At 75.0% G+C, this 17,943-nt stretch carries 16 protein-coding genes; 3 read left to right on the forward strand and 13 right to left on the reverse strand.

The annotated features are described in order from the left end of the window. Positions 1-5: 5 nt before the first annotated feature. A complete protein-coding gene (locus AC07VC_RS07460) occupies positions 6-1,268 on the reverse strand; it encodes an MFS transporter (protein ID WP_494676229.1) in 1,263 nt (420 codons plus the stop codon). A 37-nt stretch (positions 1,269-1,305) separates the two neighbouring features. On the opposite strand from AC07VC_RS07460, the gene AC07VC_RS07465 reads away from it, so the two are divergent. After that, positions 1,306-1,989 (forward strand): maleylpyruvate isomerase family mycothiol-dependent enzyme, encoded by a 684-nt coding sequence (locus tag AC07VC_RS07465; RefSeq protein ID WP_317229739.1) that lies wholly within the window; start codon positions 1,306-1,308, stop codon positions 1,987-1,989. On the opposite strand, the gene AC07VC_RS07470 is transcribed toward AC07VC_RS07465, so the two are convergent. Genes AC07VC_RS07470 through truB form a run of 4 tightly spaced genes read right to left on the reverse strand, consistent with a single transcriptional unit; the run spans position 1,986 to position 4,743 of the window. Next, entirely contained in the window at positions 1,986-2,918 is a 933-nt protein-coding gene (locus AC07VC_RS07470) for a bifunctional riboflavin kinase/FAD synthetase (protein ID WP_317229738.1), read from the reverse strand. The genes AC07VC_RS07465 and AC07VC_RS07470 overlap by 4 nt on opposite strands. A 1-nt stretch (position 2,919) precedes the next feature. Further along, positions 2,920-3,381 carry a hypothetical protein gene (locus AC07VC_RS07475; protein ID WP_317229737.1) on the reverse strand — a complete coding sequence of 154 codons (462 nt, stop codon included), beginning with the start codon at positions 3,379-3,381 and terminating at the stop codon, positions 2,920-2,922. A gap of 37 nt (positions 3,382-3,418) precedes the next feature. Beyond that, positions 3,419-3,787, reverse strand: coding sequence for a hypothetical protein (locus AC07VC_RS07480; RefSeq protein WP_104289677.1), 369 nt, complete (start codon positions 3,785-3,787; stop codon positions 3,419-3,421). Next, positions 3,784-4,743 carry a tRNA pseudouridine(55) synthase TruB gene (gene truB, locus AC07VC_RS07485; protein ID WP_494676230.1) on the reverse strand — a complete coding sequence of 320 codons (960 nt, stop codon included), beginning with the start codon at positions 4,741-4,743 and terminating at the stop codon, positions 3,784-3,786. The genes AC07VC_RS07480 and truB overlap by 4 nt, the downstream gene beginning before the upstream one ends. Before the next feature lie 86 nt (positions 4,744-4,829). On the opposite strand from truB, the gene AC07VC_RS07490 reads away from it, so the two are divergent. Then, the gene (locus AC07VC_RS07490; RefSeq protein ID WP_494676231.1) at positions 4,830-5,825 is read left to right on the forward strand and encodes a ketopantoate reductase family protein; all 996 of its coding nucleotides are present in this window, start codon (positions 4,830-4,832) and stop codon (positions 5,823-5,825) included. A 23-nt stretch (positions 5,826-5,848) separates the two neighbouring features. Here AC07VC_RS07490 and AC07VC_RS07495 read toward each other — a convergent pair whose 3' ends face one another. Beyond that, positions 5,849-6,421, reverse strand: a complete 573-nt coding sequence (locus tag AC07VC_RS07495; RefSeq protein WP_494676232.1) for a nucleoside/nucleotide kinase family protein — start codon at positions 6,419-6,421, stop codon at positions 5,849-5,851. A 38-nt stretch (positions 6,422-6,459) separates the two neighbouring features. Here AC07VC_RS07495 and AC07VC_RS07500 point away from each other — a divergent pair, with 38 nt between their 5' ends. Further along, entirely contained in the window at positions 6,460-7,338 is an 879-nt protein-coding gene (locus AC07VC_RS07500) for an HhH-GPD family protein (protein ID WP_494676233.1), read from the forward strand. A gap of 59 nt (positions 7,339-7,397) precedes the next feature. Here AC07VC_RS07500 and rbfA read toward each other — a convergent pair whose 3' ends face one another. The 7 genes from rbfA to AC07VC_RS07535 form a co-directional block, all read right to left on the reverse strand. Continuing rightward, a complete protein-coding gene (gene rbfA, locus AC07VC_RS07505; protein ID WP_494676234.1) occupies positions 7,398-7,901 on the reverse strand; it encodes a 30S ribosome-binding factor RbfA in 504 nt (167 codons plus the stop codon). A 127-nt stretch (positions 7,902-8,028) separates the two neighbouring features. After that, positions 8,029-10,860: a translation initiation factor IF-2 gene (gene infB, locus AC07VC_RS07510; protein WP_494676235.1), complete on the reverse strand. Its 2,832-nt coding sequence runs from the start codon at positions 10,858-10,860 to the stop codon at positions 8,029-8,031. A 96-nt stretch (positions 10,861-10,956) separates the two neighbouring features. Continuing rightward, positions 10,957-11,250: a YlxR family protein gene (locus AC07VC_RS07515; RefSeq protein WP_094116287.1), complete on the reverse strand. Its 294-nt coding sequence runs from the start codon at positions 11,248-11,250 to the stop codon at positions 10,957-10,959. 50 nt (positions 11,251-11,300) lie between these two features. Continuing rightward, positions 11,301-12,308 carry a transcription termination factor NusA gene (nusA, locus tag AC07VC_RS07520; RefSeq protein ID WP_104291284.1) on the reverse strand — a complete coding sequence of 336 codons (1,008 nt, stop codon included), beginning with the start codon at positions 12,306-12,308 and terminating at the stop codon, positions 11,301-11,303. Positions 12,309-12,391: 83 nt separating this feature from the next. Continuing rightward, positions 12,392-14,164 (reverse strand): proline--tRNA ligase, encoded by a 1,773-nt coding sequence (locus AC07VC_RS07525; protein ID WP_494676236.1) that lies wholly within the window; start codon positions 14,162-14,164, stop codon positions 12,392-12,394. A 69-nt stretch (positions 14,165-14,233) separates the two neighbouring features. Further along, positions 14,234-15,247, reverse strand: a complete 1,014-nt coding sequence (locus AC07VC_RS07530; RefSeq protein WP_494676237.1) for an NAD-dependent epimerase/dehydratase family protein — start codon at positions 15,245-15,247, stop codon at positions 14,234-14,236. After that, positions 15,244-17,940, reverse strand: coding sequence for an alpha/beta fold hydrolase (locus AC07VC_RS07535; RefSeq protein WP_494676238.1), 2,697 nt, complete (start codon positions 17,938-17,940; stop codon positions 15,244-15,246). The genes AC07VC_RS07530 and AC07VC_RS07535 overlap by 4 nt, the downstream gene beginning before the upstream one ends. Between the last annotated feature and the right edge of the window lie 3 nt (positions 17,941-17,943).

The following is a 17,943-nucleotide window of genomic DNA, read 5'->3' on the forward strand; positions in this document are numbered from 1 at the left end:
CGCCGTCAGTCGCCGCGGACGGGCTCGCGGCTCGGACGGTCCCAGGTGTCCTCGAGCATGCGGGGGCGCGCGAGGTAGAAGCCCGAGGCGGAGGCGACGGCGACCATCGCGAAGAGCATGAGGAGCGGGGCGGTCCAGCCGCCGGACAGCTCGTGGAGCACGCCGAACAGGAGCGGGCCGATCGCCCCGATCGCGTAGCCGATCCCCTGCACGAAGCCGCTGAGCGCGACCACGCCCGCATGCGTGCGCGTGCGGAGGTTGATCAGCACGAAGACGAGCGGGAACAGCAGGGGCCCGGTGCCCGCGGCCGCCACCCAGAGCAGCGGCGCGGCGGCGGGGGCGACCAGGAGGCCCACGTAGCCGACCACGAAGAACAGCACGCCGAGCTGGATCAGGATGCCGACGTTGCGCATCCGCGCCGCGAGGATCGGCATGACGATCGCGGTGGGCAGCCCCATGAACCCGAACACGGCGAGCAGCGCGCCGGAGGCCACGGGCGTCTGGCCGGCGGTGTCCTGCAGCAGCGCCGGCAGCCACGCGAACATCGAGTACGCGTTGAACGACGAGGCGGCCTGGATCCCGACGAGCGCCCAGGCGACGGGCGAGCGGAACACGCGGCCGGTGACGGCGGCGGGGGCCTCCTCCACCTGGTCGAGGCCCGCGGCGGCCTCGCGCTCGCGCCGGGTGTGACGGCGGTGCTCGACGAGGAGCGCGATCCAGGGCACGAGCGCGACGACCGCGACGCCGGCCCACGCCCCGATGGCGACGCGCCACCCCGCGCTGTCGGCCAGGGGCGCGGCGACGAGCGAGGGCACGCCCGTGCTGATCGACATCATCACGGTGGTGAGCGAGGTGAGCGGCCCGATCCGGCCGGGGAAGTACCGCTTCACGAGCGGCGGCAGGAGCACGTTGCCGAGCCCCATCCCCGCGAGCGTGAGGACCGTGCCGATGCCGAAGACGACCACGTCGCCGGACGCCGCCCGCACGAGGTGCCCCGCCACCATCGCGCCGAGGCCGACGACCACGGTCAGCTCGAGGCCGAGGCGGCGGGAGATGGCGGGCGCGAGGAGCCCGAAGAGCGCGAAGCACACGGGCGGCAGGGCCCCGAGGACGCCGATGGCGACGCTGTCGAGCGGCACGTCGCGCCCGATCTCCGTCACGATCGGCGAGAAGACGGCGACGGCGGTGCGGAGGTTCAGGGCCACCAGCACGATGCCGACCAGGGCGAGGAGCGCACCCGCGCGGGGAGCGGCGGGAGGTGTCGTCACCACCAGATTCTACGGCGGCCGGAATAGGCTCTCGGCCATGAGCGAGATCTCCCGGCACCTGCCCCTCAGCCAGCGCGCGTCCGAACCCGAGCCCGCGGTCACCGGCGTGTGGAGCGAGCAGATCGCGGACGTGCTCGACCGCACCGCCGACCTCCTCGCGTCGCTCGACGCCGAGGGCTGGGAGGCCGCGAGCATGTGCGACGGGTGGACCGTCCGCGACGTCGCGGGCCACGTGGTGTGGCGCGTGGGCGCGAGCAACGCGGCGATGGTGCGCACGGCCATCGGCTCGATGCGCCGCCGTCCCCGCCTCAACCCCATGCGCGTGATGGACGACCTGAGCGCCGACGAGGCCGCCCGCGCTCCCGAGGAGCTCGTGGCCCGCATCCGCGCGATCGCCGCCGACAAGCGCGCCGGGAAGGGCCGCAAGCGGCTGCCGGAGCTCCTCGAGGTGGTCGTGCACGCGTTCGACATCGCGCACGCGCTGAAGGCCGACCTGGAGCTCGACCCGCGCTCGACGGGAGCCGTCGCCGTGGCCCGCGCCGCCATCGCGCCGGCCGGGATCCGCGGCGTGCTGCGCGCCCGGACCCTGCGCGCGACCGACGGCGGCTGGAGCGTCGGCCACGGCCCCGCGATCGAGGCGACGGCCTCGACGCTGATCATGTACCTCTTCGGCCGCACGCCCCGCCCCGGGGGCGACGCGGGTCCGGCCGCGGCCGCCTAGATCCCGAGCACCGCGCGGGTGCGGACCACGTCGTCCGTCATCTGGGCGATCAGCGGCTCGCGGCCCTCGTAGGCGACCATGCCGCGGATCCGGGAGACGAAGACGACCTCGACCTCGTGGTCGTAGAGGTCGAGCGTCTCGTCGAGCACGAACGCCTCGACGACGCGGGGACGGACGCCCGCGAAGGTGGGGTTGGTGCCCACCGAGATGGCCGACGGGTACGACCGGTCGCCGTCGCGCAGCCAGCCCGCGTAGACGCCGTCGGCGGGGATGAGGCCCTCGGCCTCGGGCGAGAGGTTCGCGGTCGGGAACCCCAGCTCGCGGCCGCGCTTCTCGCCGTGCACCACGAGCCCGCGGACGGCGGGCGCGCGGCCCAGCAGCTCTGCCGCGGCGGTGACGTCCCCGCTGTCCATGAGGTCGCGGATCCACGTGGAGGAGACCTTGCGGCTGCCGTCCGGCATGACGTCGCCGACGACCACCGTGCGGAAGCCGTGCGCCTCGCCGAGCCGCGTGAGCGTGGCCGCGTCGCCGGCGCCCTTCGCGCCGAAGCGGAAGTCCTCGCCCACGAGCACCACGCGGGCGTGCAGCGCGTCGACCAGGACGGTGGTGACGAAGGCCGCGGGATCGAGCCGCGAGAGGCGCTCGTCGAACGGCAGCATCAGCGTGGCGTCGACCCCGAGCTCCTCGAGCAGCTCGATCTTCTGCCGGTTGCTGACGAGGCTCTGCGGGCGCGCCGCGGGCGCGAGGAGCGCGGCGGGGTGCCGGTCGAACGTCACGACCGCGGAGGACAGCGCGTCGTCCGCGGCGATGCCGAGGAGGCGCCGGATGACCGCCCGGTGGCCCGCGTGGACGCCGTCGAACTTGCCGATGGTGACGGCGCTCGGCCCGAAGCCGTCCGGCACGTCGGCCGGGTCGTGGACGACGAGCACGTCAGCGGCCCCCGCGCACCGGGCGCTCGTCCACCGCGCTCACGCGGCTGCGTCCGCCGCGGCGGAGCCACAGCAGGCCGAGCACCGGGAGCACCAGCGGGATGAACACGTAGCCGTACCCGTAGACCGACCACACGCTGTCGTGCGGGAAGAGCTCGGAGTCGACGAGGCTCAGCGTCCCGACGACCAGGACGCCCACGAGCTCGAAGGCGATGGTGGCGAACGCGATCCGGTACCAGCGGCGCGCGGCCTCGGGCGTGCGCGCGGGGGCGACCAGCGCCACGGTGGCGACGATGTAGACGACCGCGGCGAGCGCCGACAGCGCGTACGCGACGGGGGCCTCGTCGAACTTGGTGAGGATCTGGGTGACCGAGCGACCCGTCGCGGCGAGGGCCAGCAGGCCGTAGAGGAAGACCAGGACCCGTCCGAGACCGGTCATGCGCGAGGTACGGGAGTCAGTCATGGCACCTGCGATTATCCCCTACCCGAGGAAGCGGGCGTCACGCCGCCTGCACGTTCCAGATGACGTCCATCCGGTAGACCATGATCGCGATGGCGAGGCAGGAGGCGCCGAGGATCACCGTGCTCCAGCGGGTGCGCTCCACGAGCGCCCAGAACATCGCGAGCGGCGGGATCAGCAAGCCGCTGAGCAGGTAGGCGTAGTACTCGACGAGGTTCCCCGAGGGCGGGTTGCCGACCGCGGGCGCGACGATCGCCACGACCAGCTGCACGACGAGCAGGACCTCCACGAGCGCGGTGGGCCCCATCGTCAGGTCGCTCGGCTTCCGGCCGACGGCCCCGAGCACGAGGCACAGCACGCCCGCGACGACCGCGACCGCGATCTGGGCGACCGTGAACCAGCCGATCACCGCGCACCGGCCTCGTCGGCGGGGAAGTTCACGATCGAGGTGCCCGTCCGGCCGCGGAAGCCGACGAGGCCCACGAGCCGGCCGTCCGGCGCGACCGCGGCGAGCGGGTCCTCCGTCGGCGCCTCGTCGGGCGTCGTCAGCCGCTTGCCGTGCCCGAGGTCGACGGCCTCCTGCTCGGTGAGGTGGAGCACCTCGAAGAGGCGGCCGGCGGCGTCCGCCGGCGGGATGAGCCGGTCGGCGACGACGAGGTCGTCGATGGCGACGGCGTCGTCGACGTGGAAGGGGCCGACGCGCGTGCGGCGGAGGGCCGTGAGGTGGCCGCCGACGCCCAGCTCGCGGCCGAGGTCGCGGGCGAGCGCCCGCACGTAGGTGCCGGAGGAGCAGGTGATGCGGACGTCGAGGTCGAGCTGGGCGCCGTCCTCCTCGCCCTCCTCGGGCGCCACGGCGTCGAACCGGAGCACGTCGAAGGCGGAGACGGTGACCTCGCGCGCGGCGAGCTCGACCTCCTCGCCCGCACGGACCCGCGCGTACGCGCGCTTGCCGTCGACCTTGATCGCGCTGACCGCGCTCGGCACCTGCGAGATGACGCCGCGGAGGCCGGAGATCGCGCGCTCCACGTCGGCGACGGCGAGGTCGCGGACCCGGCCGGGCTCCGCGCGGGAGACGACCTCCCCCTCCCGGTCGTCCGTCGTGGTGGCGCGGCCGAGGCGGATGGTGGCGAGGTACTCCTTGTCGAGGCCGACGAGGTAGGTCAGCAGGCGCGTGGAGCTGTTGACGCCGAGGATCATGAGCCCGGTCGCCATCGGGTCGAGCGTCCCGGCGTGCCCGACCTTGCGGGTCCCCGCGAGGCGGCGGGTGCGGGCGACGAGGTCGTGGCTCGTCCACTCCCCGCGCTTGTCGACGAGGAGGAGGCCGCTCGCGGTGGACGGCGCGGCGCGGGGGGTCGGGGTACTCATGGCCTGACCATCATGCCGTGCGCGGCCGCGCTCCCGGGTCCGTCCGATGCGCCCGGCCTAGGATCGAGGGGTCGACAGGAGGACGCGTGCGGATCGGTGTCTTGGGCGCGGGCGCCGTCGGCGGGACCATCGCGGCGCTGCTCGAACGCGACGGCCACGAGGTGGACGTCACGGCGCGCGGTCCGCACCTCCACGCCGTGCAGGACCGCGGGCTGCGGCTCTCCGGCGGCTGGGGCGAGCACGTCGCGCGCGTCGCGGCGGCCGAGCGGCTGGGCCGCCCGCCCGAGCTGGCGGTCGTCGCCACCAAGATCGCCGACGCGCGCGACGCCATGACGGAGAACGCCGGCTGGCTCCGCGGGATCCCCGTGCTCGTCGTGCAGAACGGGCTCTCGGCCATCACCATGGGCGTCGAGTGCCTCCCCCGCTCCCAGGTCGTCGGCGGGCTCGCGCTCGTCGCGGCGTCGCTCTCGGAGCCGGGGCTGGTCACCGTCACGTCGGCCGCCGGCATCCAGATCGGCTCGGCGGACGGGCCGGAGGGCGCCGGGGTCGCGCTCGTGCGGGAGGTGCTGGATCCCCTCATGCCCGTCTCGGTCGCCGACGACTTCCGCGGGGCGCAGTGGACGAAGCTCGTCGTCAACGGGATCAACGCCGTGCCGGCCGTCACCGGCCTCAGCGTCCAGGCCGCGATCGCCGATCCCGCCATGCGCCGGATCGTCACGCGGGCCATGCAGGAGACGGTGCGGACGGGCCTCGCCCGCGGCGTCGTGTTCGGGCCGCTCGCCGGCCTCACCCACCGCCGGCTGCGGCTGTTCGCGTCGCTGCCGCTCGGGCTGGCGGAGCGGGTGCCGGTCGCGCTCGCGCGGTCGATGGGCCGGGTGCCGAACCCGGGGTCGACGCTGCAGAGCATCCGCCGCGACCGCCCCACCGAGGTCGACCACCTCAACGGCGCGGTCGCCGCGCTGGCGCCCGGCGCAGGCGAGGACGCGCGCGTCAACGCCGCGCTCGTGCAGCTCGTGCACGGCGTGGAGACCAGCGGGCGGCACCTGTCGCCCGCGGAGCTCGCGCGCCTCATCCCGCGCTGAGCGGACGCGGCGAGGGCGCCGCCTCAGCAGCTGTCGGCGAAGACGCGGCGCGGGAGGTCGGGGTCGGTGACATCGACGATCATCGTCGCGGCCCGCCGCGGGTCCACCGCCCGGATGTAGCGCGCGTGCGCCTCCTGCGGCGCGGATGCGGCGTCGCCGCCCGTGGTCGCGAGCGGCTCGTCGGGGAGGAGCAGGTAGACGACGGCGTTCCAGAGACCGCGGAGCGCCTCGGTCTGGAGGCCGTCGCCCGCCACGAGCAGGACGGCGTCGTGCGGCGCGTCCGTGACGGGGTCGGCGCCCGGCCGCAGCGCGAACGGGGTGCCGGGGCGGCGGAAGGGCCGCACGAGAGCGTCGCGGATCCCGTCGGCGTCCGGGGCGTCCGCCGATCCGTCGAGGAGGTGGTCGGCGGCCGACGCCACGTAGGCGCTTCGACCGTCGGCGCGGAGCGCGTCGGCGAGGTCGCGGGCGAAGGCCGGCGCGTCCGCGAGGGGACCGCCGTCGACCGCGAGGAAGGCGCGCCCCCGGCCGTAGTTGTGCAGGAACTCGTCGGCGAGCGAGGACAGGACCTCGGCGCGGGAGGCGCGGTACAGGGGCATGCGCCGAGCCTAGGCTCATCGTCTCGTACGCTGGCCGGATGCCCGAGACCGCCCTCGCCCGTGGAGTGAACGCCTGGTTCCGGGAGAACGCGCGCGACCTCCCCTGGCGGCGCGAGGGGTTCGGCTCGTGGGGCATCCTCGTGAGCGAGTCCATGCTCCAGCAGACGCCCGTGGCGCGGGTGATCCCGCGGCTCGAGGAGTGGCTGGTCCGGTGGCCCGTGCCCGCCGCCCTGGCGGCCACGCCCGCGAGCGAGGCCGTCCGCGCCTGGGGTCGGCTCGGCTACCCGCGCCGGGCGCTGGCCCTCCACGCGTGCGCGGTCGCGATCGTCGAGCGCCACGGCGGGGAGGTGCCCGAGGACGTCGACGCCCTGCTGGACCTGCCGGGCGTCGGCCCGTACACGGCGCGCGCGGTCGCCGTGTTCGCGTTCGGGCACCGGCATCCCGTGGTCGACGTGAACGTCCGCCGCGTGCTCGCGCGCGCCGTCGCCGGGCAGGGCGATCCGGGACCCGCCCGCACCACCGCCGACCTGGCGGCGATGGCGGCGCAGCTGCCGGAGGACCTCGTCGAGGCACGCGTCTTCAACGCCGGGACGATGGAGCTCGGCGCCGTCGTGTGCACCGCACGCTCGCCGCGCTGCGACGCTTGCCCGGTGCGCGACCTGTGCGCGTGGCGGGCCGCCGGCTACCCCGCCTACGACGGGCCGGCGCGCCCGACGCAGAAGCGATACGAGGGCTCCGACCGCCAGGTGCGCGGCCTCCTGCTCGCCGAGCTGCGGTCGAGCCACTCCCCCGTCAGCGGGGCCGACCTCGCGACGGCCTGGTCGGAGCCCGTGCAGCGCGAGCGCGCGCTGGCCGGGCTCCTGGCCGACGGCCTCGCGGTGCGCCAGGCGGACGGGACCTACGCCCTCCCGAGCTGATCCCCGACGCGGCGTCGCGGCCGCGGGCGGGGCCCGTCTGCCGACGGGCCCCCGACACGTCAGTGCGCGGGCTCGTACCCGGGCGCCGAGCGGTCGACGCCGCCCTCGTCGTCGTCCTCGTCGTCCTCGTCGTCGTCCGCGATCACGCGCGGCTTGACGTACGGGTCCTCGTCGCCCGCGTACACGGCGGCCTGCGCCTGCGTGTGCACGTCGGCGTCGCGGCGGCGCGCCTCCTCGAGGAGGGCGTCGATGGCGGCCGCGTTCTCGGGCACGCCGTCGAGGATGAACTCGAGCGACGGCGTGAGGCGCGCCGTGATGTTCTTGCCGACCTCGCTGCGGAGCATGCCGGTGGCGGACTTGAGGGCCGCGGCCGTGTCGGCGCGCTCCTCGTCGGTGCCGTAGACCGTGTAGAAGATGCTGGCGTGCTGCAGGTCGCCCGTGACGCGCACGTCGGTCACCGTCACGAAGCCGAGGCGCGGGTCCTTGATGCCCCGGTCGAGCTTGCGCGCGACGATCTCCTTGATGCGGTCGGCCATCTTCCGGGCCCTCGCGTGATCGACCATGGTCGACGTCCTTCCGTGACGGGTGCGGCCGGACGGTGCCGCCCGGCGTCCTGCGTGCCCCGCCTCTGCGGCGGGACGGGGAGGGCCCCGCTCCCCTGGTGGGGAGCGGGGCCCGGATCAGCCGAGGCTACGCCCGCGGCTTCTCCTTCATCTCGATCGTCTCGATCTCGTCGCCGATCTGGATGTCGTTGAACTTGCCGAGGCCGATGCCCGCCTCGAAGTCCGTGCGGACCTCGGAGACGTCGTCCTTGAACCGTCGCAGCGACTCGATGGCGAGGTTGTCGCCCACCACCACGCCGTCGCGGATGACCCGCGCCTTGGCGTTCCTGGTGATGGTGCCCGAGCGCACGATGACACCCGCGATGTTGCCGAACTTGGAGGAGCGGAACACCTCGCGGATCTCGGCGACACCGGACTGGACCTCCTCGAACTCGGGCTTGAGCATGCCCGTGAGGCTCGACTCGATCTCCTCCAGCGCCGAGTAGATGACGCTGTAGAAGCGGATGTCGACGCCCTCGCGCGCCGCGCGGGCGCGGGCCTTCGGGTCGGGGCGGACGTTGAACCCGATGATGATCGCGTTGTCGATCGTCGCCAGGTTGACGTCGCTCTCGGTGACCGCTCCGACGCCGCGGTGGATGATCCGCAGCTGAACGGAGTCGTCCACCTCGATCTTCATGAGCGACTCCTCCAGCGCCTCGACGGCACCGGACACGTCGCCCTTGATGATGAGGTTGAGCGACTCGACCTTGCCCTCCTCCAGCGCACGCGTGAAGTCCTCGAGGCTGATGCGCTTGCGGGCCTTGGCCAGCTGGGCGTTGCGCTCGACGGCCTCGCGCTTCTCGGCGATCTGACGGGCGGTGCGGTCCTCCTCGGTGACGAGGAAGGTGTCGCCCGCGCCGGGGACCGACGAGAGGCCCTGGACCTGGACGGGACGCGACGGGTAGGCCTCGTGGACCGGGTCGCCGTTCTCGTCCATCATCGCCCGGACCCGGCCGTAGGCCGTGCCCGCCACGATGGCGTCGCCCACGCGGAGCGTGCCCGACTGGATGAGCACGGTCGCGACGGCGCCGCGGCCCTTGTCGAGGCGCGCCTCGATGGCCACGCCGCGCGCGTCCTTGTTCGGGTTGCTGCGCAGGTCGAGCCCGGCGTCGGCGGTGAGCAGGACGGCCTCGAGGAGGTCGTTCACGCCCTTGCCGGTGAGCGCCGAGACGTCGACGAACATGACGTCTCCGCCGTACTCCTCGGCGACCAGGCCGTACTCGGTGAGCTGCTGGCGCACCTTGGCGGGGTTGGCCCCCTCCTTGTCGACCTTGTTGACCGCGACCACGATCGGCACGTTCGCCGCCTGGGCGTGGTTCAGGGCCTCCACCGTCTGCGGCATGATGCCGTCGTCGGCCGCGACCACGAGGATCGCGATGTCGGTGACCTGGGCACCACGGGCGCGCATGGCGGTGAACGCCTCGTGGCCCGGGGTGTCGATGAAGGTGATGGCGCGCTCGTAGCCCTCGTGCGGTGCCCAGACCTGGTACGCGCCGATGTGCTGCGTGATGCCGCCCGCTTCGCCCTCGATGACGTTGGCGTTGCGGATGGCATCGAGCAGGCGCGTCTTGCCGTGGTCGACGTGGCCCATGACGGTGACGACGGGCGGCCGGATCTCCAGCACGTCGTCGTCCTCGTCCTCGAGCTCCTGGTCGAGGTCGATGTCGAAGCCCTCGAGCAGCTCGCGGTCCTCGTCCTCCGGGGAGACGACCTGGATCTTGTAGCCGAGCTCCGTGCCGAGCACCTCGAAGGTGGCCTCGTCGAGCGACTCGGTCGCCGTGGCCATCTCACCGAGGTGGAACAGCACGGTCACCAGGTTGCCGGGGCTCGCGTCGATCTTGTCGGCGAAGTCCGAGATGGACGCGCCGCGGCGCAGTCGGACGACGGTGCTGCCGTCGCCGCGGGGGACGCTGACGCCGCCCAGCGACGGAGCCTCGCGCAGCTCGAACTCGGCCCTCTTCGTCCGCTTCGACTTGCGCGACTTGCTCTTTCCGCCACCGCGGCCGAACGCGCCCGCCGTGCCGCCACCGGGGCCGCGACCACGGCCGCCGCCGCCGGGACGACCGGCGAAGCCGCCGGCCGGACGCTGGAAGCCGCCGGCCGCGGGGGCGCCGGGGCGTCCCGCTCCGCCGGGAGCGCCGCCGGGACGACCCGCACCCGCGGGACGCTGGCCGAAGCCGCCGGGACGTGCGCCCTGGCCGGGGCCGCCGGGACGCGGGGCGCCGGGGCGGGGGGATCCGGGACGGGGAGCGGCCGGGCGGGGGCCTGCGGCTCCCGCGGCGGGGCGCTGGCCCATGCCCTGGTTGCTCGCGAACGGGTTGTTGCCCGGGCGGGGCTTGGTGCCCATGCCCTGGTTGCTCGCGAAGGGGTTGTTGCCGGGGCGCGGGGCCGCCGGACGCGGGATCCCGGGACGCGGGATGCCGGTGGAGGGCGCGGGCGCGCTGCCGGCGTCCGGGCGGGGTGCGCTCGGGGTCGCGGCGGCGGGCGCCTCCGGGGTGGCGGACGCGGCCGACTTCTCGGCCTCGGCCTTCTCCGCCGCGGCGGCCTTGCGGGTCGCCTCGGCCTGGGCCTGGCGCTCCGCGACGGTCAGCGGTGCGGCGGGCACCGGCACGTCGGACGCCTCGGGGGCGTCGGCGACGGGGGCGGTGGGCTGCGGGCCGGGGGTGGGCCGGCCGCCGGGCTTCGGGGCCGACGTGCGGCCGCCGGGGCGCGGGGCGGACGACGGCGTCGCGGCGGGTGCCGCGGCCTGTCCGGTGAGGCCGGCTGCCTCGAGGGCCGCCTTGAGCTTGCGGGCCACGGGGGGCTCGATGCTCGACGACGGTCCCTTGACGAACTCGCCCATCTCCTTGAGCTTGGCGAGTGCGGTCTTGCTGTCGACGCCGATCTCGGCGGCGATCTCGTGTACGCGTGGTTTTGCCACTGTTCTCCTGTCTGGGGGTCCTCTCCCAGGCAGGAGGGGACCGCTAGTGCTGGACGGATCTCATTTCGAGCCGCTCATTAGTTGTCCATGTGCCGTTCAGCCTGTTCTCTCGGATGCTCGCGCGCTCGGCTGGGCCGCGAGCCGCTCTCGTAGTCCCCCAAGAGCTGCGGGGTCGAGCGCCGCGTCGCTCCGCAGGGCCCGCCCGAGGGCACGCCGTGCGATCGCTCTGTCGATGCACTCGATGGTCGGATGGATCCACGCACCCCGGCCGGCCAGCACGGCACGCTCGTCGAGGACGAGGGAGCGCGTACGGGGATCGGCGACGATCCGCACGAGAGCGGACCTCGGGGCACGCCGACGACAGCCGACGCACGTTCTTACCGGACCCATACTACCCCCTCCGTCCGGCGGCGGCGAGGCGGGGTCGTGACGGGCGGCGCTCAGTCGTCGCCCTCGAGGATGCTGTCGGGCTGGATGTCGATCTTCGCACCCGTGAGCTTCGCGGCGAGGCGGGCGTTCTGGCCCTCCTTGCCGATGGCGAGCGACAGCTGGTAGTCCGGCACGAGCGCGCGGACGGCCTTGGTCGCCTGGTCGATGACGAACGAGCTCGTGACCCGGGCGGGCGAGAGCGCGTTGCCGACGAAGACGGGGAGCGACTCGGAGTAGTCGACGATGTCGATCTTCTCGTCGTTCAGCTCCGCGGTGACCGCGCGGACGCGCTGGCCGAGCTCGCCGATGCAGGCGCCCTTGGCGTTGATGCCGGGCTCGGTCGCGCGCACGGCGATCTTGGTGCGGTGGCCGGCCTCGCGGGCCAGCGACACGATCTCGACGAGGCCCTGGGCGATCTCCGGCACCTCGAGCGCGAAGAGCTTGCGGACGAGGGACGGGTGCGTGCGCGAGACCGTGATCTGCGGCCCCTTGGCGCCGCGGGAGACGCTCGTGACGTACACGCGCAGACGCGAGCCGTGCACGTACCGCTCGCCCGGCACCTGCTCCTCGGGCGGCAGGATCGCCTCGATGGTGCCGAGGTCGACGTGGATCATGCGGGGGTTCGGGCCCTGCTGCACGACGCCGGCGACGATGTCGCCCTCGCGGCCCTTGAACTCGCCGAGGATGCGGTCGTCCCCGATGTCGCGCAGGCGCTGGTTGATGACCTGCTTCGCGGCGAACGCGGCGATGCGGCCGAAGTCGCTCGGGCTGTCCTCGGACTCGCCGATGACGAGGCCGTCCTCGTCGAGCTCGGGGACGTGCACGGAGACGTGGCCGGACTTGCGGTCCAGGTGCACGCGGGCGGGGGGCACGCCGTCGGCGACGGGCTTGGCGTCGGCCTGGTCGGTGTGCTTGAGGTAGGCGGTGAGGATGGCCTGCTCGATGATCGAGACGAGCTCCTCGAACGGGATCTCGCGCTCGCGCTCCATCATGCGCAAGACGCTCAGGTCGATGTCCACGGGCGACTCCTCTATTCGGTTGGAAACACCACAGGCTACCCGACCCGGACGGGTCGGGCAGCCTGCGGGGCGGCGGCGCGGGGTCAGCGGGCGGCGGCGAGGGCCTCGACGACGTCGCCGAGCGCGATGGGGGTGCGCTCGTTCGTGCGGCGGTCCCAGAGCTCCGCCATGCCGTCGGCCGCGCCGCGGCCGACGATGACGATGGTGGGCACCCCGATGAGCTCGGCATCGCCGAACTTCACGCCGGGCGAGACCTTGGGGCGGTCGTCGAAGAGCACGTCGAGGCCGGACGCGTCGAGCGCGTCGACGAGCTGCTCGGACGCGGAGGCGATCTCGTCGCCCTTGCCCGTCATCACCACGTGCACGTCGAACGGGCTGACGGACGCGGGCCAGAGGAGGCCGCGGCCGTCTTGCGTGGCCTCGGCGACGAGCGCCAGGTTCCGCGTGATGCCGATGCCGTACGAGCCCATGGTGACCGTGACGAGCTTGCCGTTCTCGTCCAGCACCTTGAGGCCGAGCGCCTCCGCGTACTTGCGGCCGAGCTCGAAGACGTGGCCGATCTCCGTGCCGCGCGCGGTGCTGATGGGGCCGGAGCCGTCGGGGGCGGGGTCGCCGTCGCGGACGTCGGCGGCCTCCACGACGCCGTCGGGGGTGAAGTCGCGGCCGGCGACGAGCGACAGCACGTGCTGCCCCGCGACGTTGGCGCCCGTGATCCACGCGGTGCCGTCGACGACGCGGGGGTCGACGACGTAGCGGACCCGCGTCGACGATGTGGAGCCGAGCACGGGGCCCTCGGGCGACCACGGGCCGATGTAGCCCTTGACGAGGCCCGGCTGCTTCGCGAGGTCGCCCTCGGTGGCCGGCTCGACCTCGGCGGGGAAGAAGGCCACCTCGGCGCGCTTCAGGTCGATGTCGCGGTCGCCGGGGATGCCGACGACGACCACCTCGCGCGTGCCGTCGAGGTGCGTGAGGGCGAGCACGATGTTCTTCAGCGTGTCGGCGGCCGTCCAGGCGCGGCCGTCCTCGCGGGGCTCCCGCGCGTTCGCGAGGTCGACCAGCGTGGCGATGGTGGGGGTGTCGGGCGAGTCGAACACGCGCGCCGCGGGCTGGCCCTCGATGGGGAGCGCGTCGGGGACGAGGGTCGTGAAGGCCTCGACGTTGGCCGCGTAGCCGCCGGCCGAGCGCACGAAGGTGTCCTCGCCGATGGGCGTGGGGTGCAGGAACTCCTCGCTCTTGGACCCTCCCATCGCCCCCGCGTCGGCGGCGACGATGACGTACTCGAGGCCGAGGCGCTGGAAGATGCGCTCGTAGGCGTCGCGCTGGGCCTGGTAGCTGATGGAGAGCGCCTCGTCGGTGACGTCGAACGAGTAGGCGTCCTTCATCGTGAACTCGCGGCCGCGGAGGATGCCGGCGCGGGGACGGGCCTCGTCGCGGTACTTGTCCTGGATCTGGTAGATCGACAGGGGAAGGTCCTTGTAGCTCGAGTAGAGGTCCTTCACGAGCAGCGCGAAGAACTCCTCGTGCGTGGGCGCGAGCACCATGGGCGCGCGCTTGCGGTCCTCGAGGCGGAACATCCCGGGGCCGTACTCGTCGTAGCGGCCCGTCGCCTGGTACGGCTCGGCGGGCAGCAGCGCGGGGAAGTGCACCTCCTGGGCGCCGATGCGCTCCATCTCCTCGCGGACGATCGCCTCGACCCTGCGCTTGACGCGGAGGCCGAGCGGCAGCCAGGCGAAGATGCCGGGGGCCTGGCGGCGGATGTAGCCGGCGCGCACGAGGAGGCGGTGGCTCGCGACCTCGGCGTCGACGGGGTCTTCCCGGAGGGTGCGGACGAAGAGCTGGGAGAGGCGTGTGGACACCGGACCAGCCTAGCGATCGGCTCGGAGCCTCCCGCCCGCGCGGGGCGGATCGGCCGCGGGCGGCGTCGATCAGCGGCGCGCGGCGCCGCCGGCGAGGTAGGAGAGGCGGAGGCGCTCGAAGCCCTCGTCGAGGCTCACGGCGGGGGACCAGCCGAGGGCGCGCCGCGTCGCCCGCTGGTCGAACCAGTGCGCGGTGGAGAGCTGCTCGGCGAGGAACCGCGTCATGGGCGGCTCGTCGGATCCGGGGCGCACGGCCCAGACCCGCTCGACCGCTCCCCCGGCGGCGCGCGCGAGGGCGGCGGGCACGCGGAACCGCGGGGCCGGCACGCCCGCCGCGCGGCACATGCCCGCGAGGAGCTCGGCGACCGGGCGCGGCTCGCCGTTCGTGACGACGTACGCGCGGCCGTGGGCCGTGTCGGCGCGGTCGAGCGCCGCGACGATCGCGTCGGCGGCGTTGTCGCGGTAGACGGTGTCGATGAGCGCCGCGCCGTGCCCGAGGAGCGGGAGGCGGCCGCGGGCCGCCCGGTCGACGATGCGCGCGACGAGCTGCGTGTCGCCCGGACCCCACACGAGGTGCGGGCGGACGGCGAGCACGCGCATGTCCGACGAGTCCTCGGCGAGGGCGAGCAGCTCGCCCTCGGCCTTCGTGCGCGCGTAGTCGCCGCGGGCGCGCACGGGGTCCGCGGGGCCCGCGTCGTCGCCCACGAGGGAGAGGCCCGTGTGCGCGACGGACGGCGAGGAGACGTGGACGAAGCGGGTCGCGCCGGCCTGGCGGGCGCCGCGGAGGAGCGCGCGCGTGCCCTCGACGTTGACCGCGCGGAAGTCGGCAGGGTCGCCCGCGAGCGACACCTTCGCGGCCAGGTGCACCACGGCGTCGACGCCGTCGAGCGCCCGCGCCACGGCCGCGGAGTCGGTGACGCTCCCCCGGAGGTCGACGACGGCGCCCGCGACGGGGTCCGTGCCGCTCGCGGCGAGGCCCGACGGCTGGCGCTGGAACGTGCGGACGGCGTGGCCGGCCGTGGCCAGGCGCTCGGCGACGGCACGGCCCAGCATCCCGCTGGCCCCCGTCACGAGGACGGTCACGGCGCGGTCACCCGGCCGCCGGACAGGATCCCCGCGGCCCACCGGCCGAGGCGGGCGCGGTCGACCTTGGAGTTGTGCCGGACGTCCGTCGGCAGCACCGGCACCACGATGACGGCGGCGACGGCACGCCCCACGGCGGTGCGCACGGCGGCGGCGAGTTCCGCGTCCGCGAGCCCCACGCGGCGGACGGCGGGCACCCGCTCCACGACGAGCACGAGCTGCTGGACCCCCGCGGGCCCGACGCCCACGGCGGCGGCGCGGCCGACCCCGGCGACCGACTCGGCGCGCTGCTCCGGGGCGACAGGCGTGAGCACGCCCTCGGGCGTCGTGACGACGTGCGGCAGCCGGCCCTCGACCCAGAGCGCGCCGGTGGCGTCGAGGTGGCCGACGTCCCCCGTGCGATGGCGGCGGATCCCGTCCGCCGAGTCGCGACGGGCCGCCCGGTCGGTGACGTGGAGGCGGTCGTACCGGTCGTGCACGTGGGGGGCCTCCGCGACGATCTCGCCGGTGATCCCCGGCTCGTCGGTGAGGGCGCCCGTGGCGGCGCCGTCGGCGTCGAGCGGGCTGATGCGGATGCGGACCGGGGCGACGGGCGCGCCGACGCAGACCCCCGCGTCCCCGCGGAGGGCGGCGGCGCGGATCCCCTCGAGAGTCACGTCGGTGAGCAGCAGGCCCTCGGTCATGCCGTACGGCGTGTGCACCTCCGCGGCGGGGACGAGCGCGGCGGCGCGCGCCAGCAGGGGCTCCGACAGCGGGGCTCCCGCCGAGAGCAGGGAGCGGACGCGCCCGAGGGCTTCCCGGTCGTCGCCCGTGAGCGCGTCGGCGGTCGCGACGACGTTGGCGAGCGCGGCCGGCGACGCGAACACCACCGTGGCGTCGACCGCCCGGGCCGCGGCCGCGAGGGCCGACGCGGTGAGGTCGCGCGGACGGGTCACGTCCATGTCGGGCGTGACGCTCGTGGCGCCGAGCGCCGGCCCGAGGAGCGCGAACGGCGCGAAGCCCGCGACGAGGCCCGTGCCGACGCCCACGTCGAAGCGCCCGCCGAGGGTGTCGCGGAGGGCGGCCAGCTGGCGGTGCGTGTAGACGACGCCCTTGGCGGGTCCCGTGGAACCCGAGGTGAAGAGGATCGCGGCGTCGTCGTCGGCCGCGGGCTCCGGCGGCAGCGCCGCAGCGCGGCCGTCGCGGGCGATCTCCGGCAGGCTCGCGGCGACGCCGAGCGCGCGGGCGACGGGGGGCGCGAGCGTCGTGACGGAGATCCGCTCCCCCGGCCATCCGAGGGCCCGTGCCAGCGCGAGCCCCGCGGGGATGCCGACGACCATGTCCGGCCGGGCGCCGGCGACGGCACGCCCGAGGCCCTTCACGCCGAGGCCCGCGTCGGCGACCACGACGATCGCGCCGATGCGCAGGCACGCGTAGAGGAGCGCCGTGAGGTCGGCTCCCGGGGGCACGAGGAGCGAGACCCGGTCGCCGGCCCGCAGTCCGCGGGCGTGCAGGCCGGCGGCGATCTCGCGGACGCGGCGGGAGAGCAGCCGCCACGAGACGATGCGCGGACCGCCGCCGCCGCGCGGGGCCATCTCCACGAGGACGGGCGCGTCGCTGTCGCGCAGCTCCTCGAGGAGGGCGCCGAGCGGGCGGACGGCCTCGACGGCACGTCCTGCGTCGGGCGCGGATGCCGATGCGGACCGCCGCGGCGCGGGGGCTGCGGAGCCCGGCGCCACGCGGTCCGCGAGCCAGTCGAGCGCGGTGGACGCGTAGTCGTGGTCCTCGGCGACGAGGTGGCCTGCGCCCTCGACCCGGTGCACGTCGGCGTGCGGCAGGCGCTGGATCAGGTCGGACAGGTAGACGTCGGAGAAGATCGGGTCGCGCGGCCCCCAGACGAACAGGGCCGGCAGGTCGAGGTCGCGGAGGCCCTCCGCGATGTCGACGAGGGTCGCGTGGCTCGCGTGCGCGGGGCCGACGGGGATGTCGGCGACGAAGCCGCGGATGCCCTCCCGGCGGGCGGCGCCGCGGTACGGCGCGGAGAACGCGCGACGCACGGCGGGGTCGAGCGGCGGGTGGCCGAGCGCGAGCGTCGTGGCGAGGAACCCCGGCGTGCCGCGGGTCGCCGCGTCGTGGATGCCCGTCGCGAGCGCCAGCCGGAGCGGCCACGGGATGGGCGCGCCCGCCCGCTGGTGCACGGCCGTGTTGAGCGCCATGACGCCGGCGAGCACGTCGCGGTTGCGGAGCGCCCAGCCGAGGCTGACGACGCCGCCCCAGTCGTGGCCGAGGGTGACGACGGGCGAGGAGGCACCGGATCCCGAGAGCCCGAGCTCGTCGGTGAGTGCCTGGAGGTCGTCGAGGCGCATCGGCAGCGTGCGTGCGACGCCCGTGCGCTCGGAGAAGCCCATGTCGAGCTGGTCGACGGCGACGACGCGCCAGGCCGGCCGCGCGGGCTCGCGCTCGGCGCGCGCAAGCGACTCCGCCGCGATGCGCCGCCACAGGTACGACCACGTCGGGTTGCCGTGCACGCACAGGATGGTGCCCGCGACCGGCGCGCCCGTGGCCGCCAGCCGCTCCCCCGTGTCGAGGACGTGCCAGCCGTGCCCGCCCGCGCGCACCACGCGCGACCACGCGGGGTCGAGCCCCGGGAGCGGGCGCCCGTCGGGGCCGGGCACGGGGACGGTCGCGGCGGAGCCCGCGGACGGTGCGCTCACGCC

The sequence above is a fragment of the Clavibacter sp. GW821-FHT01D01 genome, from assembly GCF_059422605.1.